Origin of the sequence: Sphingobacterium sp. UBA7249, from assembly GCF_002472835.1 — a bacterium.
GTDB classification, from domain to species: Bacteria; Bacteroidota; Bacteroidia; order Sphingobacteriales; family Sphingobacteriaceae; genus Sphingobacterium; species Sphingobacterium prati.
The window spans coordinates 49,935-74,795 of the sequence record NZ_DKST01000007.1; the positions used below are offsets into that span (position 1 = coordinate 49,935).

Annotated in this window: 15 protein-coding genes; 12 read left to right on the plus strand and 3 right to left on the minus strand. The window is 45.7% G+C overall.

The features are described from left to right. Positions 1-109 precede the first annotated feature (109 nt). Positions 110-2,434 carry a TonB-dependent receptor gene (locus tag B4A24_RS04250; RefSeq protein WP_293942943.1) on the plus strand — a complete coding sequence of 775 codons (2,325 nt, stop codon included), beginning with the start codon at positions 110-112 and terminating at the stop codon, positions 2,432-2,434. 5 nt (positions 2,435-2,439) lie between these two features. After that, positions 2,440-3,222, plus strand: coding sequence for a DUF4249 domain-containing protein (locus tag B4A24_RS04255; RefSeq protein ID WP_293942944.1), 783 nt, complete (start codon positions 2,440-2,442; stop codon positions 3,220-3,222). A gap of 24 nt (positions 3,223-3,246) precedes the next feature. On the opposite strand, the gene B4A24_RS04260 is transcribed toward B4A24_RS04255, so the two are convergent. Continuing rightward, the gene (locus B4A24_RS04260; protein ID WP_293942946.1) at positions 3,247-4,317 is read right to left on the minus strand and encodes an endonuclease/exonuclease/phosphatase family protein; all 1,071 of its coding nucleotides are present in this window, start codon (positions 4,315-4,317) and stop codon (positions 3,247-3,249) included. A gap of 90 nt (positions 4,318-4,407) precedes the next feature. Continuing rightward, positions 4,408-5,487, minus strand: coding sequence for a mechanosensitive ion channel family protein (locus B4A24_RS04265; RefSeq protein ID WP_293942948.1), 1,080 nt, complete (start codon positions 5,485-5,487; stop codon positions 4,408-4,410). 307 nt (positions 5,488-5,794) lie between these two features. On the opposite strand from B4A24_RS04265, the gene gldL reads away from it, so the two are divergent. From gldL to B4A24_RS04300, 7 genes are all read left to right on the plus strand, one after another. Continuing rightward, positions 5,795-6,607 (plus strand): gliding motility protein GldL, encoded by an 813-nt coding sequence (gene gldL, locus B4A24_RS04270; protein WP_293942949.1) that lies wholly within the window; start codon positions 5,795-5,797, stop codon positions 6,605-6,607. Between the two features lie 30 nt (positions 6,608-6,637). Beyond that, the gene (gldM, locus tag B4A24_RS04275) at positions 6,638-8,173 is read left to right on the plus strand and encodes a gliding motility protein GldM (RefSeq protein ID WP_293942951.1); all 1,536 of its coding nucleotides are present in this window, start codon (positions 6,638-6,640) and stop codon (positions 8,171-8,173) included. 272 nt (positions 8,174-8,445) lie between these two features. Further along, positions 8,446-11,640: a SusC/RagA family TonB-linked outer membrane protein gene (locus B4A24_RS04280; RefSeq protein WP_293942953.1), complete on the plus strand. Its 3,195-nt coding sequence runs from the start codon at positions 8,446-8,448 to the stop codon at positions 11,638-11,640. Between the two features lie 11 nt (positions 11,641-11,651). Beyond that, positions 11,652-13,511, plus strand: a complete 1,860-nt coding sequence (locus B4A24_RS04285; RefSeq protein WP_293942954.1) for a RagB/SusD family nutrient uptake outer membrane protein — start codon at positions 11,652-11,654, stop codon at positions 13,509-13,511. Between the two features lie 2 nt (positions 13,512-13,513). After that, positions 13,514-14,485, plus strand: a complete 972-nt coding sequence (locus tag B4A24_RS04290; protein WP_293942956.1) for a hypothetical protein — start codon at positions 13,514-13,516, stop codon at positions 14,483-14,485. A gap of 196 nt (positions 14,486-14,681) precedes the next feature. Continuing rightward, positions 14,682-15,842, plus strand: coding sequence for a homing endonuclease associated repeat-containing protein (locus tag B4A24_RS04295; RefSeq protein ID WP_293942958.1), 1,161 nt, complete (start codon positions 14,682-14,684; stop codon positions 15,840-15,842). An 84-nt stretch (positions 15,843-15,926) separates the two neighbouring features. After that, positions 15,927-16,595, plus strand: a complete 669-nt coding sequence (locus B4A24_RS04300; protein WP_293942960.1) for a helix-turn-helix domain-containing protein — start codon at positions 15,927-15,929, stop codon at positions 16,593-16,595. Positions 16,596-16,681: 86 nt separating this feature from the next. Here the strand turns inward: B4A24_RS04300 and B4A24_RS04305 are convergent, their stop codons facing one another. Further along, positions 16,682-20,737 carry a hybrid sensor histidine kinase/response regulator transcription factor gene (locus tag B4A24_RS04305; RefSeq protein ID WP_293942962.1) on the minus strand — a complete coding sequence of 1,352 codons (4,056 nt, stop codon included), beginning with the start codon at positions 20,735-20,737 and terminating at the stop codon, positions 16,682-16,684. 294 nt (positions 20,738-21,031) lie between these two features. Here B4A24_RS04305 and B4A24_RS04310 point away from each other — a divergent pair, with 294 nt between their 5' ends. The 3 genes from B4A24_RS04310 to B4A24_RS04320 all read left to right on the plus strand — a co-directional run bounded on the left by B4A24_RS04310 (position 21,032) and on the right by B4A24_RS04320 (position 24,854). Then, positions 21,032-22,147, plus strand: coding sequence for a glycoside hydrolase family 88 protein (locus tag B4A24_RS04310; RefSeq protein WP_293942964.1), 1,116 nt, complete (start codon positions 21,032-21,034; stop codon positions 22,145-22,147). A 10-nt stretch (positions 22,148-22,157) separates the two neighbouring features. After that, positions 22,158-23,402, plus strand: a complete 1,245-nt coding sequence (locus tag B4A24_RS04315; protein ID WP_293942966.1) for a DUF2264 domain-containing protein — start codon at positions 22,158-22,160, stop codon at positions 23,400-23,402. Positions 23,403-23,534: 132 nt separating this feature from the next. Continuing rightward, positions 23,535-24,854, plus strand: a complete 1,320-nt coding sequence (locus tag B4A24_RS04320; protein ID WP_293942968.1) for a BNR repeat-containing protein — start codon at positions 23,535-23,537, stop codon at positions 24,852-24,854. The last annotated feature ends 7 nt before the right edge of the window (positions 24,855-24,861 follow it).

A 24,861-nucleotide genomic window follows, 5' to 3' on the forward strand; every position in this document is an offset into this window, starting at 1 on the left:
CAATTATCAGTACAGCAGTGTTTAAACTACAGCAACAAATATTAACACAAGATTAATATAAAGTGCTTCATTCATTTATAAAAAAGATCATCCCAGACCAGTACTAAAAATGAGCTCAATCATTCCGTATATTTTTTCCCTCACTATTGTACTATCCCCTTTACTCGTTTCGGCACAGCAAACATTTTTAAGCGGTACTATCCGCGATGCCATGACCGGAAAGCCACTGAACGGAGCCATTATTAAAAGGGCTAAGGACAGCATCGGTACGACCACCAACCCACAGGGACATTATCACATCATGTTGCCCAAGGGCGTTCAGCAGTTAACGGTCAGTTACATCGGCTATCAGCAACAGACCGTTACGATCGAATTGCAGCAGGGCCTTGCAAAGGACTTTGCATTAAAGCCCTTAGCCAACCGAATCGATGAAGTTGTTGTATCGGCCAAAGAGAGGGGCAAAGCTATCGACGACCCGCAGATGAGTACTGTTCATCTCAACATGAAAGATATTAAGGATGTACCCGTACTTTTTGGGGAGAAAGACCTCGTCAAGACCATACAGCTATTACCAGGTGTACAAAGTGGTGGCGAAGGTTCTACCAATTTCCATGTACGTGGTGGAGACGGCGGGCAAAATTTAATCTTGCTGGATCAGGCTACTGTATATAATGCCTCACATCTGCTTGGTTTTTTCTCCACCTTTAATTCCGATGCGATTAAGGATGTACAACTCTACAAGGGTGGTATACCAGCCCAGTTTGGTGGACGCATATCTTCTGTATTGGACATTTCCATGTTGGATGGCAACAAAGAACGTTTTTCCGGTGAGGGCGGACTAGGGATTATTGCTTCCCGCCTCAAACTTGAGGGGCCACTTGCAAAAGATAAGAGCTCCTTTCTATTCAGTGCCCGCCGCTCCTATGCGGATTCGTTTTTAAAACTGGCCAAAAGTAAAGACATGGACAACAATAGCCTGTATTTCTATGATTTGAATGCCAAGCTCAGTTTTAATCTGGGCAAGAAAACCAACCTTTACCTATCGGGCTATCATGGCAAAGACAAGTTAAAGTATAGCGACCTATTTAATATCGCATGGGGCAATACCACGGCAACGGCACGGTTGCACCACCAATTCAGTGAAAAAATATCCAGCAACACTTCCCTTATTTACAGTGGTTTCAATTATCAGGCAGGTGTCTCCAGCGAGCAGATCGATTTCCAGGTCGCGTCCAAAATCCGTAATGTCAATGCCAAGCAGGATTTTTCCTACTATGCGAATGCCAATAATATCATCCGACTGGGCATAGGGGCCTTGGCACAAGCTATCCGGCCGGCCAATCTTTCTTCCGATGAAAATCAGTCCGTCAATCCGACAGCGATTGAAAGTCAGCGCGGTGTTGATCTGGGTGGCTATATAGCCCATGAATGGAAGCCTACCGCAGACCTTTCTATACACTATGGCATCCATGTACATGATTTTATGGTGCTGGGCAAACGGACTTTCTATCAGTTTGACAACAAAGGCAACCCTATTTCCGAAAAGCGAGATAACAGCCAGATTGCTAAACATTACATTAATCTCGAACCACGCCTGTCGGCCAGTCTGATGCTTGATGAACAGAGCAGTCTTAAAGCTTCCTACAACCGCATCGTGCAGAATCTCCATCAGCTGACCAATACCACGGCAAGCCTCCCTACCGATCAGTATGTACTAAGTAGTCTCAATATCAAACCACAACATGTGGACCAAGCTGTCTTGGGCTATTTTCGTACTTTCGCCAATAAACAATATGACTTTTCGGTCGAGGCCTATTATAAACGCCTGGGCAATCAGATTGATGTGCGCAATGGCGCCACCTTGCAAGCCAATGCCCATTTTGAGGGAGAGCTGCTCTATGGCATCGGCCGGGCGTATGGACTGGAAGGCTACCTCCGCAAAAACAGCGGCCGTCTTAAGGGCTGGATCAGCTATACCCTATCCAAAAGCCGACGTAAATTTAACGGTATCAATGAAGGGAAATGGTTCAATGCACGTCAGGACCGTACGCACGATCTTGCCATTGTAGCCAATTACGCACTGTCAAAAAGCTGGACACTCAGCGGTACATTTGTATTTAATACCGGAAATGCCGTTACCTTTCCAAGTGGGAAATACCTAGTCAATGGCAAATCAGTGTTTTACTATACTGAGCGAAATGGCTACCGTATGCCAGACTATCACCGCTTAGATTTATCAGCTACATATGACCCAAATAAGACCAGCAAACGTTTTCATTCAAGCTGGACAATTGGTGTATACAATGCCTACAACCGCAAAAATGCCTATACCATTGACTTTCGGGAGAACGAGCACAATCCGAATCTGACAGAAGCTTACAAAATTGTTTTATTCGGAATTATTCCTTCCGTCACCTGGAACTTTAAATTTTAAATAGCATGAATACTAGACAATACCTTCTTCTATCCAGTCTTTTGTTGCTGATTTCATCCTGTGAGGAAAAAATGGACCTCGATCTCAACGAGGCCGCAGCGCGTGTAGTCATTGATGCCCAGCTGTCTGATGCGAGTGCCGTTCAGCGGATACGGATTTCACGGTCGGTCGGATTTGATGACCCCGTCAATACTTCGGGGATCAAAGGGGCAACAGTCTCCGTCAAAGACAATGAAAATAGAAGCTATTCCTTTCAATATGAGAAGGACGGTTATTACATCCATCGTAACTTTAAGCCCATGGCAGGCCGGAGATATACACTTACAGCAAACGTGCAAAAAACGCTATATACATCTACCTGCCAGATGCCAGCCTATGTTGCCGTGGAATCCAGCGGAATTTCGGAGAAAAATATTGCTGGAGAAAACTATTTTTTTGCGACTTTGACCTTCCAGGATCCGGCCAAGGTCTCCAATTATTATATCTATACACTATCCATCAATGGCGGACCTTTTCGTTTTGCAAGCGCACAGTCTGATCAGTTCAATAATGGCCTCAAAGTGACACATTATATCGCCGATCTGGATACAGACCTATCCCGCGGTGACAATGTCATTGTACGCCGCTACTGTGTGGACGAGAAAACGTACCAATACTGGAATGAATACCAAAACAACAACCTCAGCAATGCTGCGCCAAGCAATCCGAAATCCAACATCTCTAACAGTGCGCTGGGTTACTTCTCCGTTGCACCGGTAAAAGAGTATCCGTTCAAGATCGGACAATAATGGAGAAAAACTTGCGTCCAGAAGCTATTCGCGATTATCACTCTCTTCCTGACGGCCTTCGTGAATGAGCTCGTCCACCTCAGCCATTTCACCCTGTTCGAGCTGTTCGATATCTTCGGCCTGTTCGTCCGAATAACGGTCAATAAAAAAGGTGCATCCCATCGGGAAGTGGTCCGAACCTACCGACGGATAAATAAACAACTTATCGATGAATACATTGGGGCTATGAAACAGCAAATCCAGGGGAACCCGAAAAAACCAATAGTTAGCATGGAAGGTCGATAAGATTCCCCGCCCAATGCGGGCATCAATCAGTTTACTGGTTTTCTTAAACAGAATAGAAGATCTGGCCCAGGCCACATTGTTAAAGTCGCCCGTTACCACCACAGGCATTTTATAATCGCGTACACGTTTTGCAACGCTGAGCAGGTCACCATCCCGTTCTTTGGAATTCTCTTCCTCTGTAGGGCTCGGCGGCGGCGGATGTACAGCAAAAAAGATAAAACGATGGCCATCCGCTGTTTCCAGTTCGGCCTCGATACTCGGAATATCCTCTGCTACGAAATAATGCACCTGACGTTTATTGACCTGCAAGTTGGTATAGAAATGCATACCATACGTATTATCTAAGGTAACCTTAACAACATTGGGGTAATCGGACTCCAATACGCGCAAAGCCTTCTCCCAGGCCGCGTCACTTTCCATGGTCAGAAAGATCTGCGGTTGTTCTTTCCGGATCAGATCAACAAAGCGGCTATATTCTTTATTGAACTGTAACACATTGCAGGATATAATTTTAATGCTATCAGAAGCATCGTTCCCTTTTTGATATTTTTCCTTACGCCAAAACTTGGTATAGCGCACCAGGATAAACACATGATAACCGATCAGCAGCGCCTGCGGAACCTGAATGCTCCAGATCCAGGGTGATTCCGCGACGAGGTAAAAACCCCAGGCCAAAACCGGAACCTGAAAAACCAACAGCTGCAGTTTGACAAACTCGGCCACACGAAACACCCAATGCTGGCTCCGGATAAACGGTAACAGACTGAGGACGATCAATAATCCTGATAAAATAAGAAAGAAGATTTGCATATAAATTTCAAAAGTACACTACAAAGATATTGCTTGGGCAAGACATTTCCGTATCTAATAATTGATGGCAGAAAGATCCAATAAGGCTTGTTATGTTTTGACTTCTTTTGCAGTAAAATCTACCCGCGTTTTGGACAGCGCATCCGGAAAATAGTTTCGGATATACGCGATCATCTGTTCACGTATGTAACAGCGTAAGTCAAAAGCTTGCCCCGAATTGCGGCAACTCATCAGGCAACGAATTTCCATGGTATACTCCTTAAGATCAGTGACCTGCAATACATTTACTTTACCATCCCATAGGGGATGTCCAGTGAGTAAATCCGTCAGCTTGTCCCGAAGCTGCTGCACGGGGATGGTAAAATCGGTGTAGATAAAAACTGTTCCCAATATCTCGGCCGTCGTCCGGGTCCAGTTCTGAAAAGGTTTCTCAATAAAATAGGTTATTGGCAGTACCAAACGTCGTTTGTCCCATATATTCACCACCACATACGTGAGGTTAATTTCTTCTACCTTTCCCCATTCCCCTTCGACCACCAGCACATCATCCATCCGTATCGGTTGCGTGAAAGCAATCTGAAAGCCGGCCAATAGATTGCCCAGCGATTTCTGGGCCGCAAAACCAATGATAATACCGCCGACACCGACACCTGTCAGCAGCCCCGCACCAATCTTTTGCATGCTTTCAAAACTCAATAAAACAATCGCCAGTGCGACCACAATAATGATGGTCACCACCACTTTGCGGATAAAAACGATCTGTGTCCTGACCTTCCGCTCACGTAAGTTATTCTCCTTGTTGACATCAAACCGATGGTACAGATAATCTTCAAATACTTTGATCGTCTGAATCAAAGCCAAGGCGAAAAAGCTGACCAACAATATCTCGTTGATTTTGGTCACCACCTGTAATGTTCTAGCATTAAAATGCGCAAAAGGAAGTAAACTGTTAAAGACCAGCAATGGAATAAAAATACTCAATATCCTGTTGAATCGGCGAATGAATGAACGAAACAGGGAATAAGAAGACTGCTCGATCGCCTGCCTTCGCAACAAGGGTATAAACAACATTTTTATGAGAATACCAATCAGGAATGAAAATAGGATTAATGCCATATTCCAGAGCCATGCAGGCCAATTCTGTGAAAGTTGGATTAATGCTTCGGTCATAACGTTATTTTTCTATTGCACTACATTTAAATTACTACTATGTATAACTGTTGGGCGGAGGTAACGTTTGTTTTATTTTGAGAAAACACCATTTGCTATCACAAATGGATCACCTAAGAGCATAAAATTAGATCAAGATTCATCTTTGGTATATTTTTTGAACAAAGCTGGTCGTTTCAACTAGACACTAATCCGCTTGCGATATACAGCAAGTATATACTATTAAACAGACAAATCCGTTTTATACAAAAAAACTGAATTAAAACTATCCGAAAATAGAATTAAACCAAACACACACATAAAAACTATGAGCAAGAAAAAAGACAATTCAAGATGGCTGAATGTGGCCATATCCTGGGGTGCGAGTATCGTCATTATCGGCGTATTGTTCAAGATCCTCCACATTGGCGGCAGCACAGCCAACTACATGATCGGTATCGGACTTGGTGTTGAGGCACTCCTCTTCTTTCTAATGGGTTTCAATCCCCCACCGCCGGAACCCGACTGGAGCCGGGTCTATCCTGAATTGGACGATAATTTCAATGGTGAGCTTCCTGCTCGTGGTAAAACAGTGGTCGCACAGCCCGCAGGGCCATCCGCTACCGCCGCCCTGGACAAAATGTTTGCCGACGCCCATATTGAGCCTGCGAGCATCGAAAACCTCGGCCGTGGATTACGTGATTTTAGCGAAAAAGTATCTGCTATTAACAAATTGTCTGATGTCTCCCTGGCGACAGATGAATTCACACAAAAATTGCGGACAGCAACCTCCAAATTTGACAACTTAAGTTTAGCCTTTGAAAAAGCATCACAAAATCTCGTAGCGATGTCCAACACCTCCGGTGATACAGCCAACTACCACGACCAGGTAAAAAATCTGACCAGCAATCTTGGTCAGCTGAACGCTATGTATGAGCGCGAGCTACGCGATTCCGCTTCTCACCTGCAATCCATGAATAAGTTTTATGAGAACTTAAGCTATACCATGCAAAACTTCAACGAATCGCTGGATGATTCCAAAGCGTTTAAAGAAGAAGTGGGCAAATTGGCTAAAAATCTGAACGCATTAAATGCCATCTACGGCAATATGCTCAGTGCCATGAATCAGCCACGTGTATAATTTACTCTTGTATCACTTAAATTAAAAAAAATGGCATTAGGAAGAGAAACGCCAAGACAGCGGATGATCGGCATCCTCTATCTGGTCTTGCTTGCTTTATTGGCACTCAATGTACCAGATTCCATCTTGGATGCATTCAAAAATATCAACAATAGTCTCGAAACATCCAAGTCAAATGTCAACACCGCTGTGCAGCAGCTATTCACGGCATTTGAAAACACCAAATTAAAGGAAGAACCCGCGAGGGCCAAGCCTATTTACGATAAGGCTAAAAAAGCACAGGCCATTATCGGCGATCTTGATAAATATATCCTCTCCCTGAAAGAAGAGTTGGCCAAACAAGGCGGTGGCTATGATGAAGAGAAAGGTGATCTGGTCAAGCGGGAAAATGAGGATATCTCCCCCAACTTGATGATCAACGAGAAAAAGGGAACCCTTCTCAAGGATAAGATTAATGATACGCGTGCGAAGCTATTGGCGCTATTAACACCCGAAGAACAAAAAATGGTTTCCTTTTCCCTGGAAGCTAAGAATCCCGAAAAGTCAGTGAATGGCAAAAAATCCTGGGAAGAGATTAATTTCGGTAGTGGCACGCCATTGACCGCGGCAATGACCATCCTGACAAAAATCCAGACTGATGCCAAAAATGCGGAATCAGATGTCGTCAAGATTATTCTGGGTAAAATGGATCAGGCCGTAGTCAATCTGGATAAGTTTGCCGCTGTAGCCGTGGCCCCCACTTCATATCTAGTCCAAGGCCAACCTTATAAAGCCGAAGTGTTTTTGACCGCTTCCGATTCAAAATCGGAGCCAGCGATTTCCGTCAACGGATCAGCCCTACAGATTGTAGACGGTAAAGGTGTTTATTCCGTACCGACAAACCGCGAGGGTATTTTCTCTTGGACGGGGGTCATTAAAGTCAAACAGACCGACGGTTCCTATAAGGAATACCGCACCCCACAACAGACCTACCAGGTGGCCCGTCCTTCGGCAGTGGTATCACCTGATAAGATGAATGTACTCTATATCGGTGTCAATAACCCGATTTCGGTTTCCGCTCCAGGCACACCTACCGATAAAGTCCGTGTGAGCATGAGTGGCGGTAGCATATCCAGTGCCGGTGGTGGCAAGTATAATGTACGCGTAAGTTCACCGGGCACTGCCCGCATTGCCGTATCCGCCGAAGTGGCACCAGGCAAAACGCAGACCTTGAGTTCGACCGAATTCCGTGTCAAAAGAATCCCAGATCCGATTGCCAAATTTGCAGGAAAGACAGGCGGCTCTATGGCTACTGTAGCCATTAAAGCCCAAAATGCACTATTTGCGAAACTGGATAACTTCGATTTTGACGCCACGTTTAAAGTAACCAAGTTTACAATGATCATTGCCAAACCACGCGCAGATGCGATTGTACTATCCACCTCAGGCGGTCAGCTAAGTTCGAGCATGTCCTCAGCCCTGAAGGGTATAGTTCCGGGCACACGCGTCATTTTCGATAATATCGTTGCTGTAGGTCCTGATGGGACTTCTAGGCAGCTCAATGCTGTAGCATTGACGGCAAATTAATCAAAATACCCTACTCTACCTTTATACATCAGGCCTTCTCCTTTATTGGAGAAGGCTTTTTTTTGGCACCTCACCAACAGTTCAGGACAGTTGAATAAAAATTTATTTTCATTATTGCAACATAAGCCTCTTATAAACGTATATCTCAACACTACAGTCCTATCATTAGACACATCGGTGTACCATACAGCAGGAGAGGCATTCGAATGACCAATTATTTTAAGCCGTAACGCCAATTTCTTAAGACCTATAATAAACATAACCATATACGCATGAATAATCGATTATTGACAAAATCACTTCTGAAAAGTAGTATTAAGTTGCTTTGTCCTTTGATGGCGCTCTCCCCCATCACACTTTACCCCCACAGCTTCACCGAAAGACCCATTTTATTGACCACTAAGTATGCCGGTATAACAGGTCGTGTACTCGACCCAGAAGGTAAACCTGTCTACGGTGCGACCATCCTGGTCAAAGGCAGTAAAGCCGGGGTCAAGACTGGCGAAGATGGGGTATTCCATATCAATCTTCCTGCCGACAACCAGGTCATCATTGTCAGCTACATCGGCTATAAAGTACAGGAGATAGACATGACCGGAAGAACAAGCATCACCATCCGGCTTGAATCCAATACAAGTATTGATGAAGTCGTCGTCGTAGGCTATGGTACAAAAAAACGTGGCGAAGTACTGGGCGCTGTGGCTTCGGTCGATCCCAAAGAAATCCAGGATATTCCCGCAGCAAATATTGCCGCAGCCCTTCGTGACCGTGTCGCGGGCTTAGGTGTCAGCGAATCATCCGGCCGACCAGGAGCAGCAGTTACTTTAAATGTTCGGAATGCCTTTGCTTCGGATCAGGCAAAATTACAGGGTGTTACCAACGAGCCCCTATATGTCATCGATGGAATCATCTCTACTTCGGATGTATTTGAAAACCTAGACGCTTCCATGGTCGAAAATATATCGATCTTAAAAGATGCTTCAGCAGCTATTTATGGGGCTTCGGGCGCAAAGGGAGTTATCCTTGTCACGACCAAGAGAGGACAAGCCGGCAAGACCCAATTGAGCTACAACGGCTATATTGGCATCTCAGATGCCACCGTCAAACCCAAAATGCTCTCGGCCTATCAGCATGCCAAATTATTGAACGAAAGCTACGCCCTGAACAATGCGCAGCCCACTTCGTTCTTTTCGGATGAAGACCTCGCCTACCTCAAAACCAATCCCTATAAAAGCTGGTATGACGAACTGTGGAAATCCTCCAAAATGGAACGGCATAATCTATCTATTTCCGGGGGAAGTGAAAAAGTCACCTTTTTTGCCGGCGGCAGTTACCAAAAAGAAGATGGCAATTATGCTGGCATGAACCAACAAAAATACTCTTTCCGATCGGGCTTCAATGCCGAAATCATCGATGGACTGAAAGCAGATGTAGCTTTTAACGTCAATAATACCAAAACCAACAGCCAAAATAGCCTGTCCGATGACCGCGACCAGAATTTCTACCAGACCCTGATTACCACCCCGCAATGGGTACCCATTCAGATCGATGGCCTGCCTGTCAACTTTAATAACATCAACGCCAATAGCAACACCAATCCATTGGCCATTATTAATTCAGGTTATTATCAGAAGCAAAACAATTCAAACTATAGCATCAATGCTTCGCTAAATTATGCTCCGAAGGCCTTAAAAGGCTTTAATGCACGTATCCAGGTGTCGCATTCCGGCACATCATCCAGTGGTCAGGAATACCTTCCAGCCTATGACCTATACGACTTTGTACGCACGGGCAATAACAACTTACTCTATACCAATACCGTCAATACCACCTTTCGTATGGATGGGAACAAAACAAAAATTGCTCCGTCACTGGGCAAGGGAAGCAGTTATCAGGGTAATCTCGTGTTACAATATGCCAATAGCTTCGGCGATCACAATATGGCTGTGATGCTTGGCGCGGAGCAGTCAGCATCCAACTCCGAGGGATTATCGGCCTATTGGACCAACCAACAGCTATTGAATCTGGATGAATATTGGGCTTTCGACCAATCTACTTTTACCAATAATGGCCGCACCATTGAAGAAGCCGTAAAACGTTCTGTCTTTGGTCGTTTCAATTATGACTATAAGAAAAAATACCTCGTGGAGGTGATCACCCGTCTGGACGCATCCTCCCGCTTTGCCAAGGGCAATATTTGGGGCTTGTTCCCGACAGTCGCAACAGGCTGGGTAGTCAGCGAAGAAAACTTCTTTAAAGACCTGAACTACATCAGCTATCTAAAAGTGCGGGCCAATTACGGGCTTGTGGGCGAGGATCGCGTCAACGCCCGTCTATGGCAGGACCGCTTTAGTGTAGACCTGGTCAATACAGGTTACCTCTATGGCGAAACCCCAGTGGCCTCCCTCAACCCGACCATTATTGCCAATCCGGATATCTCCTGGGAAAAACACCGCACGTTTAACTTTGGTATTGAATCGCGCTGGTTTGATAATAAATTGAGCTTCGGATTCGAGTATTACTTCCGCGATTCTTACGATGTATTTGACAAAGGGAATGATGAGAACTTCCCCATGTATGCCGGATTCAAAGCACCGGTGGTGAATTATCAAAAACGCAAAGGCTGGGGGACCGAATTCTCCCTGGGTTACCAGAATACATTTTCCAACGGGCTTAAGCTATCCACCAACATGAACTTTGGCTACTCGGGGAGCTATACCACGCAGATGTTTTTCAACAAATTCCAGCTGTATGATTTCTCCTATCCCGACTGGAAGGTCGAAATGGGTACCGACTCCCGCAAATACAATACCGGCAATTATGGACTGATTTATGTGGATATGCTACGTACACAGCAGGATGTGGATAATTTTCTAGCTAAAAACCCCAACTATACAATCGATGGGAAAGTGCCACAGGTCGGCTGGACGGTATACGAAGATACCAATGGCGACGGAAAAATTACCGAAAAAGATCTCACCACCATGTTTGAGAATACATCGCCTATTTTCTCTACGGGTGTTACCATTAGTTTAGCCTATAAATCTTTTTCATTGAACACCAACTTCCGTGCAGTTTTTGGCGGCAAAGCGTTTTATGAATCACAGGCTATGACTGCCCCTACCGATAAAGTCAATGTACCCAGCTTCTGGGAAGACCATTGGTCATTGGATAATCCCGATGGTAGATTCCCCCGTTACGATGATGCAGCCATGATGAGAAAATGGAACTCGACATTCTGGGCGAAGGACGGGACGACGATCCGGATCAACAATATGGTGTTTAACTGGAGTGTACCCAAAAATTTTACCGATAAGATCAATGTACGTTCACTCAAGTTGATGCTATCCGGCAATAACTTATGGACGATCGTAGCCCCCTTTAAACACCGCGATCCCTATTCCTCATCCTTATACAACTATCCGACCATCCGGACGATATCCTTTGGTTTAAACTTTGGCATTTAATATACAAAGACATGAAAAGACATTTTAACTATATCATAGCCCTACTGATGGCATCCAGTACCGTCCTTATGACCCAAAGCTGTAAAGATGATTTTTTTGAGCTGGTCGATCACGGAGGTCTTGATGCCCGTATCTGGGACAACGAAGGCGCAATAGAATTCTATTTGGCAGGCACTTATGCCATGATTATGCCGACCCATCCCCATGAGATCACCCCCAATGACATGCAGATGCACTATGCCAGTGACGAAAACTATTTCTCGGGAACCAATGGCCCCAGCAAAAAAGTATTGGGATTAAGTGGTGAAATTACGCTCAATGATGTTAAATACATTGCAAGCAAATACCAGGGCACCAATGTGGGTGACAACCGTTATTTTGACATCGCCCGTTGCAACAATGCCATTGCCTATATCCCAACAGGCACACTCGCGGCTGATGTAAAGAAAAAATTTTTAGGTCAGTTTTATGCGTTGCGGGCCATGGTTTATTTTGAGCTCACCCGGCTGTACGGCGGCGTACCTTTGGTTCTTGACCCTCAAAATCCTGATAACCTGAAATTGGAGGGCCGAGCTTCGGCAAAGGCTTGTTTTGGGCAGATCGTAAACGATCTGGATTCGGCCATGGTCAATCTTAACGGTGTGTCCTGGGACGATGCCACAGGTCGCGGAAAAATAACAACAGCAGCCGCGGCGGCACTGAAAGCCAAAGCACTACTGTATTGGGCAAGTCCGCAGTTCAACCCCACAGATAATCCGGCACACCCCTATGAGGCGCAACGTTGGGAAACAGCCCTGCAGGCCAGCAAAGAGGCCTATGACCTGTGCAAAGCCGCCGGCCGTGCACTGTTGCCCAATTATAACGAGATCTTTCTCAAAGAAGGCATTGCGAATACTGAGGCCGTGATTGTCCGTTCCTATTCAGCGACATCACCAAAGCGGTTCACGGTTGTTGAACGCGCTTCACGTCCTGCATCCGAGGGCGGGTCACCAGCAGATTATTATGTGCCTACGACCCTATTGCTAGGCGCCTACCCCATGCAAGACGGCACCCCGGCCAACAGCAGCAATACAAGTTATGACGACGCATTGTTTTGGAAAAACCGCGATCCCAGATTTAAACATACCATTGTCTATAACGGTGCCGAATGGCCTTTAAGCGGTAAGAGTGGAAGAAGGCAATGGAATTACAGTAATGCCGAAGATGAATCCTCCATTAAATCTTTTTATTGTAAAAAATTTGTCAATCCGGCACTTTCGTCCGCAGCGGTTGGGATTGCCAACGATATGGGCGGCAATGGCATGGACTGGATCGAAATCCGTTTTGCTGAGGTAATGTTGGATTATGCTGAATCAGCCAATGAAACGGGCAACCTCTCCCTTGCCAAGGAGCTTGTCCGTAGCATCCGCCAGCGCGCCGGAATAGAACAGGGAAGCTTTGACTATGGCTTGTCGCTGGCATCCAACAGAGAGCAGATGCGCGATCTTATGATGAACGAGCGGCAGATTGAATTTGCCTTTGAAGGCAAACGCTATCATGACCTACGCCGGACACGGCGTATGCATACCTTGCAGGGGACCATACAGACCTATTTATTCGAAGCAAAATCCGATGCTGTAAAAAAGGTGCTCGAATCGAAAAACGCGGCTGGTATTCGCCATCGGGAAAGCCTGGATATGAACAACCGCGATACGGTACTGACCTATTTCAAGTATCCTTACAACCTGCGTGCAGAGAGTTCCAATGGTGCCTTTGCCTTCCGTGACTATTATTATTTCTATCCCCTTCCCAATACCTTTATGAACTCCTCCCCTTTGTTGGAGCAGACTATAGGTTATGAAGGCGGTACATTTGACCCATTAAATAATTAGTTATGAACCGTTCCTATTTAACAGCTATTATACCTCATTACTTACAGATGAAAGCAAACTATTTATTCGTTGTGCTCCTATTGGGCACATTACTTTCCTGTAAACGTGAAGGTGACAATATTTTCAATTTATTTGAAGATGTATCAGTCACGCTTCATATGGAAAACGAACACAATATTGGTACCTATAAGGATGTTGCCGTGGGCGACTCCATCTTCGTTGATTTTACCATCAGCTCCAAATCCAAAGACATGCACCAGGTCTGGATCTTTTATAATGGAGCTGGTGCCGCTGTCCTAAAAATACCTTTAGGCGAAACAGAAAAAAGAAATTTTCGCTATGTATACAAGATCCGGGCCGATAAAGTCGGCGAGAGCACCTTCCGGATTATGGCCGTTGATAAAGAGGGTGTATTTATGGGAGATGGTTACACCTCTGTCACCTACAATGTACTGTCCGATTACGTTCATCTCAACAACCGTGTGCTTTATATGCCTGATAGCGTAAACCGGAGCAGTGCCTGCTTTATCGACCTGATGGAAGGTAAAACCTATACCTATGCCGAGGCCAAACTTCATCCGGAGAAAATAGACCTGGGCATATACCGGACGTACACTGTGGAACCCAACGGAAGCCTCACTTTTAGATACAACATCTATTCGCTTCAGGCCAGTCCCATTCCATTTGGTGCCTTTGATTTTACCGACCTTGCCGGTAAAGGCCGCGCAACCTACTTTTCAGGCATACAAAACAACCAGGCAAGCGCATTTTTAAATACATTGACCTCCGGCGATGTCATAAAAACTAATGCGATCTCGCGTAAAACTGCTAGTCTCAAATTAGACGACCTGAAGGTGGGAAGCCTATTTTACTTTAAGACTCCGGACGAAAAATATGGCGTCGTTATCGTCAATGCCCTGAGTGGTTTCGACAACAACCGTTACCTGAACATCAGTATCAAACGTCAAAATTAAAACTGATCCCTTTTTCCCTTAATAACTGGGGTACCACATCCCTGTGCGTACCCCTTTCTCCTTATTCATGCGTCAAGAGGAGTCTTTGGTAGATCAGGACAACGAGGCATAGATTTTGCCATTATAGAGAAAATTATTATCTTTAGTCGAATTTATCACAGCCAAGATAAACCAATAATATAGATAATTTTAAGAAATGCAAGAAGAGCTCATTGAAAATGCCTTTTCTAAAGTCCGTGAATTTTACAGTAAACATGGCAGAACTCCAGTCCGCCGTGAAATGGAACAAGTCAATACCATCGCACGCCGCTATTTTGGTTCTTGGAACAATTTTATCAAAACTGCTGGGCTCAAACCAAATGTAAATAAAACAAAAGCTGAAGTTGAGGCCGAGCTGTTAGCCCTCATCAATGAGTTTTACGGCACCCACGGACGCATTCCTATGCGCAGGGAATTTTCAGCAAAGTCAACCAGTATAAATAAGTATTTCGGATCCTGGAACAAGTTTATTGCCGCTGCAGGCTTTGAGCCAAATGACCGCCGAATCCCTTCCCTTGGGAAGCTAAAAAATTCACTGGTCAAGTTTTATATCAAACATGGTCGATCCCCCTCGATTGCAGATTGTATCAGAAAGAATGGTCTCTATAATCCAGTATCCTATTACAGGCATTTGAACGTCAACAGCTGGGCTGATGTACTGGAGCATGTGAAGTTAAAATCACATTTCCGGATTACCACGATGACAGCATCTGAGGCCAAAGAAAAAGTGATCAAGTTGATCAAAAAGCACCGCATCAAATATTATAAAGATTACCAGCGGCTAAAGCCTGCCAATTATCCCTCGAGCTGGTATCTCAAGGAAAAATTTGGCTGGAACAACCTCTGTTATCTTGCCGGCACGAAAGTTCCCGTGACCAAATTCAGCATTAAGGATTATTACCTCAGTCTTGCAAGGGAACTCGGGAGAACACCGACGACGAAAGAACTGGAAGCCAAAATGGGTGTCACCGCCGGCGCTATGACCTGGAAAACTGGCCAGCGCTTAAATCATTTTATCCAATCTTTCGGCCAGACACCGGCCAATAGCACACCAGCGCGTTGCAAGCTCAGTAAAAAGCAGTTGGCCGAAATCTATAAAGCCAAAAGTATCGAACATGGTTATCCAAAAGGAATGCCCCGTGGTAAACTGAAAGAACTTACCGGATATTCCAGGGAGGTATACGAACACCGCTTTTTCTCGATGAATGGGTTAAGGCTTTTCTGCGGATTTCAATTGCATCAAGGCGGTAGTAAACAATACACAGAAGAACAATTACGCGAACTATTAAAAAAGCCAAAGCATGCCAAGAAACGTTAAAAGCCAAAATATTATCTTTATATTAATATTAATAATTTTCTTTACATTACGCAATAATAGACCTATTTCATTACCATACTATTTATGATACAAATTAAAAAGCATGAACTTTCGCAAGCGGTATCCCAGCGTATCGATGAGATCCTAAGCCTGACTAGACTTCCAATTCAAGAACTCGCTAATTTAGCAGGTATCAATCCCCGGTCACTAAATGGTTATCATCGGGGGACGCTCCCCATTACCCTGGAGTCCACCCTAAAAATTTGCGCCGTGCTATCTCTTGACCTAGATACGTTCTGTGACTTTAACAAAAAGTTAAGTTTAAAAAAGCAGCGATTTACCCCTGTAACTGCTACCAAAAAACAAAAACCCGAAAGACCACTGGATAAAGAAATGGATGCCATCCAACTCCAACAGCGAGAAAAAAAGGAGAAGGACAGCATACTTCGCGACCAAATAATCACTTTTGTCCATACCAGCGATTATTTTCTATATCCCCGCACCTTGTCTCAGATGGTCCTCGATTTTGCCAAGGATTACCACCTCAATGTAAGCGAACAAAGGTTGCAAGGCATTTTGCAACGCTGCATAGCAGATGGTACTATCAAAAGACAAACAACCCCATGGGATTATGGTATAGGTTACTATTTACCGAAACGCACTTGGGTCTATTTTAAGGATGAAAAAGATCTTTTAAATGATCCTAAGAAGCTTGTTGGCTATAATTGGATCCGCAATAGCATCATCGTGTAGCAGAAATCCGCCGTATTTACGGCACCCGCTGCCGCAAGCAATAGGGATACTGGAGTCCTAGCGCGGCACATTACAGCGTTTCAATCCTAAGGAGCCACTTTATGTGCATTTTTCTGAAACTCGCTAGGCGTCATGCCAAATACGGCCTTGAAGCAAGTGGCAAAGTAGCGCGGATCTGTAAATCCGGTTTCATAAGCGACTTCACTTACGGTGATAGACTTGTCCCGCTCCATCAGCAAGCAAGCATGTTTTAGCCTAATATTTTTGATAAACTCACTTGGGGAGATGTTCAATAAAACTTTTGTTTTTCTATACAATGTGGACTTGGACAAACCAAGCAGGTCACCAAGCCGGAGTACATCAAATTGATCATCGGCCAAATGCTGTTCAATGATGGTAACCATCTTCTGAATAAACTTCTCATCCAGCGGCGTATAGTCAAGCGCGGCAATATTAATCTGTGTATTGTTGTGAAAACGCAACTGTTTGCATCGCTTATTGATGATAAAGCTCTGGATCTTTGCTTCCAGCACCTTGATTTCAAAGGGCTTGCTGATGTAACCGTCCGCACCAGCCTGATAGCATTCGATACGATCTTCCAGGCTACTTTTGGCGGTCAACAGCAGCACGGGAATATGATTATATTCGGCATTCGACTTAATGGCCCTGCACAACGTCAGCCCATCCATTTCGGGCATCATAATATCGCTGACGACGATGTCTATTTCTTCCTGCTGAATTTTTTCCAGCCCCAGTCTTCCATGTCCGGCCAGGTGCACATGATAGTTTCTGGAAAGGATATTGAACATGGTACTGCTCAGTTCTTCATTATCTTCCACAAGGAGCAGCCGAAGCCTGTTTTCTGTTGTATAGGCATCTGGTATAACTGCATCTCCTTGCGCTGCTCCGAATGAACTGTCCTGCAGGGAGGTGGAAAATGACCCGTCGATAATCTGCATATCCTGATCGGCGTAGTAACTTCTGTTTACAGGTATCGCCACTGTAAACGTACTCCCCTGCTGTGGTGTGCTTTCGACCGCAATATAACCATGATGAATATCGATGAGCTGTTTACTGACAGACAGTCCTATTCCATTGCTTTCCACATGATTTGAGGATTTATTTGCATAAAAGGGCGTAAATATTTTTTCCAATTCTTCCGGGTGAATCCCTTCGCCGTTGTCACGCACAAAAATATGAAGAAAGTCATTCTCTCCCTTTGGTGCGACATAATAAGACAGTGACACCGTTCCGCCGGGCATTGTGTACTTAAATGCATTAGAAAGCAGGTTAAACAGGACTTTGTCCAATTTATCTTCATCATAGAAAACCAGGGCAGGGCATTCGCCATGCACGATTTCAAATTGTATATTTTTCTTTTTGGCAATGGGACTGAAATAAGCCTGCCCAAGCCGCTCCACAAAAGTGGGAAAATGAGCCTGACTGACCTGCAGTTTAATTGTATTGTGTTCTATTTTTCTGAAGTCGAGGATCTGCTGAAGCAGCCTCTTGAGGCGGCTGAGGTTGAGCCGCATATTGTCAAACTGCGCCAGGTTATTTCTAGTCGTCATCTGCACATCGTCCACCAGACAGGAGATAATCGTGAGCGGTGTCAGCAAATCATGGGATACATTGGTAAAATAGCTCAATTTGGACTGGGTCAGTTCGTCGGCTTTTTCTTTCTCTATCTGAGCGACTTTCAGGTCGCTACGCAACCGGATGCGATTGAAGGAATAATTGATGAAAAAGAATAATACTGCTCCCACGACCAATGTATAGCATACATAGGCAATATTGCTCTCATAGAATGCTGGCATTTTTGTGATTTCAACAGCTGTAATGTCGTTGTTCCATTGATTATGGAGGTCGGTAGCTTTCACCAGAAAACGGTAACTTCCCTTACCCAAGTTATTATAGGTAGCAAATAAGCGGTCTCTGGGTGCCATGATCCAGTCCTTATCTACGCCCTCCAGTTTGTACATATACCGGATCTTGTCGTGCTGTGTAAACGGCAGGGCCGAAAAGGATATCTCCAAATTTTGGTCTTCTGGCGCTAGGGTCAGCTGACGGAAATGCTGGTTAAACTTTTTACCCTTGGCTGCTAAAATCAACGACTTATTATTCACTTTGACATCTGCGATAAGTACCTTTTCTTTAAAGTTGCTGATCGTACTGTGATCGTCGACCCGTACCACACCATTATATCCACCAAAAAAAACAGCATGGCGTTTATCGTCAGCCGCAAACGCCCGTTTGGAGAACATGTTAACCTGTAGGCTATCAGAGGTCGAAAATTCAATAACATCTTTATTTAAAGGATTGATTTTATACAAATTACGCGTAGTCGAAAGCCAGGTATAATTGCGCAGGCAGACTATATCGAGTATTTGATTTTTACCGAAAAGGGCGGTGTTGGCAATTTCTTCGACCATCTTGCTGGCGGTCCGATAGCATACCAGCCGGTTGCTTTTGGTGCCGATCCAAAGGTTTCCGTACCGATCGATGTCCATTGTTTCGATCTGGTCTGTCTTTAAGCCAGGTGTTTCCTTGCCAAGGTGTAGTGTTACCGACTGGCGCTCTTTATCGCCCAGGTAATATATTCCATTACTTTTTGTCGCTATCCAGATACCATGGTGATTGTCTTCGGCTATACTGATGGGTTCATCATGAATACTTGTCACCTGCTGGAGTCGTTCCATATGTGGCTTTTTACACAACAATCCCTGGCTGGTGGCTACCCAAACGTGTTGCGCGCTGTCTTTATAAAAAAAAGAAGGGATCCCGCTGTGCGACAGTTGTTGCTGCAATTCAATTTTGTGCGACAATAGGATATCATTTTGCGTGCGCTTAAATACGTTGATGGATGCTTCATAGGCGGAGCCTACCCACAGCTGGTCTTGCACATCGATGGCCGCGGTCACTGCGCGTATCGAAATGAGATCCTTATAGGTGGAATTACTGTATGTGCTTAGGCCATTGCGGTCCAGCTGAAGACTTCCAAAGCCCAGACGTTCCAGGTTAAACCAGAGCGTTCCTTGCGGGTCATAATAAAGCATCTTGAGATTAGGTGTAATACTGTAGTTTTCTTTGATCTGGTTGAAGGCATAGCTTCTGATCAAAGGTCTGTCGAAATGCAGCAAGGACATCCCTTCCCCGCCAACAGCCAACCACAAGGTGCCATTTCGATCGGCATAAATGTCGTTAAAGATATTTGTCGTATGGTTGAAATAAGCCGATAGATCAACTTCCTCCAGACGGTCACCGTTGTACCGCAATGTAGAGATACCCGAAAAGGATAACACCCATATATAATGACGGTGGGGATCCTGCATCACATTGTAAAACAAATCTTCTTTGTCAACCTGGCGCCGTTTGTTCTTTATTTTGATTTCCTGATACGGATTGTTGGCTCGCTCGGGGTGGAAGAGGTACAAGCCGTCCCCCCAGGTACAGATCCATCGCTGTCCCCTATCATCCTGCATCAGCTTAAAAGGCGCATTGCGTGCTCCGATCCGTGGGTAGGCTTTCAGCTTACGTTTGCCTGGAGCTAGTTGAAATAGCCCCTGGTTCCAGACGCCAATCCAGATATTGTGTTCATTATCTTCAAAAACGGTGTTGACAGTCAACCCGCGCATATTTCGATCGAGAATCGTACTGAGCTGACGATCTGGTATCGGGTTGAGATCTTTATCATAGATAAATAGCCCATCATCCGTGGCGATCCAAAGACGCTGGCGATGATCCACCAATAGGCTATGGATGCGCACCTGTTCCAATCGTCTGTCTTTGAGCGGGGCGATCGTATAATTGCGTTTATCGAGGATATAAACACCTTCTTCGCCTCCTAATACCAGGTTGTGCCCATAGACGGCCATGGTCCTTATATTTTGGTCAGCGGCAGCCTTACCCTCAGCATTTTTCAGCTTAAAGTTAAGGACATTATAGGCATCAAAACGGCTAAGCCCCTGGGTAGATGCAAACCAGATATAACCTTCTGCATCTTGTATGGTCTGATTAATGGTCAAGGATGGAAGCTCATAATTTTTGGCCATTGGGTTGAGGGCCATCTGCTGACCATACCCCAATACAGCGGCAAAAACAGACAAGTAAAGTAAAATGAAAATTTGCGTTATACGTCCCATAGTCCCTCCGTTTACCGCACTGGCTAAATATTGGTTATCCTCCTGTTTAAAGATAGGGAATGTTTTGGATAGAATATATGTTTATTTTACATTTATACATTCAGTTGGTGGTCATCGTGGTCAGCCTAGTTTAACGGCTACAGCGATGCACAATCACGCCTCTCCTTCACCAAGAGTGGAAAAATGATCCGATTTTAGGACATGAATAACCTTATTTTAAACATTGGCTGCCCACATAAAAAGTAGCTTTGTTTTTCTCAAAAAGAGATCACAGAAATTTTTAAATCTAACAACATGCGTAGCTATTTTATTCTATGTTTATTCCTTATTGGACAGCTGTCTTTCGCGCAGAACATCAAACAAAAGGCCGTGCTTGACCAGCTCAATCTTGTCAATGGGTACTGGCAATCACAGCACAAGCCACAAGTATGGGCTTTCTGGGATCAGGCGGCCTATCATACCGGCAATATGGCGCTGTACCAGATCCAGCCGTCCAAAACCTATTTGAACTATACAGAAGACTGGGCCAAATTCAATGCCTGGAAAGGGGCAAAATCCGATGATAAGCCCAACTGGAAATATAGCTACGGTGAAACCGACGATCATGTCCTTTTCGGTGATTGGCAGATCTGTTTTCAGGTCTATATTGATCTTTACCATTTATCGCCCCAGCCGCATAAGATCGCCCGTGCCAAGGAGGTGATGGATTATCAGATCCATACCACCAATAACGACTATTGGTGGTGGGCAGATGGTCTGTATATGGTGATGCCTGTCATGACCAAAATGTATAAGCTGACCAAAGACTCTTTATATCTGCACAAGTTATGCACTTATTTGTCCTACGCCGATAGCATCATGTACGACAAAACAGAAAAACTCTATTACCGGGATGCAAAATATGTGTATCCGAAACATAAAACCACATCAGGCAAAAAAGATTTTTGGGCCCGGGGTGATGGATGGGTATTTGCCGGGCTGGCCAAAGTGCTACAGGAGCTGCCCGCCGACGCCCCTCATTATGCCCATTACAAAACCCGCTTTGTTGAGATGGCCGCTGCCATTATCGCTTGCCAGCAGCCTGAGGGCTATTGGACCCGCAGTATGCTGGATTCCAATCATGCGCCGGGACGGGAGACCAGCGGCACGGCATTTTTTACCTACGGCTTACTCTGGGGAATAAACCAGGGCCTACTGACCGAGCAGCCTTATCACGATGCAGCATTACGGGGCTGGCAATACCTCAGTGAGACGGCCGTACAGCCCGATGGACGGCTAGGCTATGTACAGCCCATCGGTGAAAAAGCCATTCCGGGACAGGTCGTGGATGCCAGCTCCACAGCCCCCTTCGGTGTTGGCGCATACCTGCTGACCGGGACGGAGATGTACCGTTATCTAGATCGAAAATAAACCCTATAGGATGAAAAAACGATTATTATGCTACTTATGGTTGCTCCCCTTGCTGTGCAGCACGGGATACGCACAAAACACAAAAAAACAAACAGTCCAACTGGCGGAAACCAAACGGGAATACTGGTTGCTGCAGATGGACCAATTGGTACGCCCTGTACTTCGCAGCCTGGCGCATGACAGCTTGCGCCTGACCATGCCCCAGACAACTGCACCAAAGGTAGACGATCAAGCACAACGGATCAAGGTCCAATATGTTGAGGTCTTGGGCCGTGTACTAGCCGGCATTGCTCCCTGGCTGGGGCAGGAAGATGGCTCAGCCGCTGAAATCGAGCTGCGCAGGCAATATCGGGACTGGACACTGGCAGGGTTAAAGCATGCCCTGGACAGCAATGCCCATGATTTTATGCGCTTTGACATTGGCGGACAGCAGCTGGTCGACGCCGCTTTTATCGCCTTGGCTTTTGTGCGCAGCCCCTGGCTTTGGGAACACTTGGATACCAGCTCCAAAGAACGCCTAGTAGCCTCCATACGCAGTACCCGCCAATTTCGTCCGGTCTTTTCCAACTGGCTGCTCTTTTCGGCCATGAATGAAGCTTTTCTGGCGAAATATGCCAGCGGCTGGGATGTGATGCGCGTGGATTACGCGTTACAACAACTGGAACAATGGTACATTGGGGATGGCATGTATAAAGACGGCCCCCATTATGCCTTCGACTATTACAATAGCTATGTCATCCACCCTTTTCTCGCCGGCATCATGGACGTCATCCAGGACAAGACAAAAAGTTATGACGCCATGTTTGCCAAAATAAGGCTGCGCAACGAGCGCTATGCCATCATCCAAGAACGGTTGATCAACGCGGACGGAAGCTTCCCCCCTACTGGCCGCTCGTTGATCTATCGCGCTGGCGCCTTTCATCATCTGGCCGATATGGCATTCAAAAAACGCCTACCTAAGACACTTAGCGAAGGGCAGGTGCGATCTGCACTGTCTGCAGTATTGAAAAAAACAACGGAGAGCGCCGATACCTACCGCAATGGCTGGCTCAGTCTAGGGTTATATGGTGAACAGCCTGGCCTCACCGATTTTTACAATAACCAAGGAAGCCCCTACTTATGTAGTACGATATTTTTGCCCTTAGGCCTTCCCGCCGCCGACAGTTTTTGGACTGCCGAGGCCCAGGACTGGAGTGCAAAACACATCTGGTCGGGTCAAGATTGGGCCAAGGACCATAGTCAGGCTATTCCATAAGCTAAAAAACGTTCGCAAGGCTATCCCTGTGCTAGACGAGACACAATCCAGCACAGCAGCAATAAGTACATGTATTTCAACACGCAATGGACAAACCATCAGTATACTAATTTAGCGATGAACATACACGCAATGATAACCCGAATTTTGATCTATGCCTACTGTCTGCTTGGCGCATATCCAGCGGTAGCCCAACAGCCGCAGGTCAAAGCGCTATTCGTCGGGAATGGCTGGGCAAAAAACACTGTGAATACCGCGGTATTCCGTAAAAACGCATTAGTCAGCAATGATAAGTACCAATATATTGCGTATTATGATGATGCGGGCTACGTAGTGCTGGGCAAGCGCCCAATATCCAGCGAGCATTGGGAAATTACCCGGACAGCCTATCAGGGAAATGCGCAGGATGCCCACAACGTCATTAGCATCATGGTCGACAAGACCGGCTACCTGCATGTCAGCTGGGATCAGCACAACAGTAAATTACGGTATGCGCGTACCCTAGCCCCCAATAGCTTGCTGCTTGGTCCCGAAAGGGCAATGACCGGCGACAACGAAATAGCAGTTACCTATCCCGAATTTTTAAAATTACCCAATGGTCAGTTGCTTTTTCTGTATCGCGACGGCGGATCAGGCAATGGCAACCTCGTCGTCAACAGCTACGATATACAGCAGGATAAATGGAAACGGCTGCACAACAACCTGATCGATGGTCAGGGAAAGCGGAATGCCTATTGGCAGAGCTGCGTGGACGAGCAGGGAACCATCCACCTGTCTTGGGTTTGGCGGGAGAGCCCTGATGTAGCCAGCAATCATGACATGGCCTACGCCTGCTCCAAAGATGGCGGACAGACCTGGCAAAACAGTGCCGGAGCAAGCTATGCATTACCGATGAATGCAGCCACAGTAGAATATGCTGCCTACATCCCGCAAGACCATGAATTGATCAACCAGACCTCCATGGCCGCCGACGAACGAGGGAATCCTTATATAGCGACCTATTGGCGCGATACGCAAAGCCGCATTCCACAGTACAAAATTATCTATCGCCAGCAGGGGGCATGGCATATTCGTTCGTTTGATTTCAGAAAAACAGCCTTTAGTCTAAGTGGCCATGGCACCAAGGAGATCCCCATTGCCCGCCCCCAGTTGCTCATACGCGGAAAAGACGAGCAGCTGACCTTGACCTTGATCCTGAGAGATCAGGAACGCGGCTCGCGCCCCAGTATATTGCAAGTAAAGGGGCTGAATGACGTTACCGGAACACTTTATGACCTCAGTGAGACCAGCGTGGGGTCCTGGGAACCCAATTATGACAGCGAACTGTGGCGGCGGAAGCGCAAAATCGCCCTGTTTGTTCAGGCTACCCTGCAGAAGGACGGTGAGGGGCTCACGAGCAATGCCCCCACAGCAGTAAACGTGATGGAGTGGACACCACATGCAACCAAATAAGCTAAAA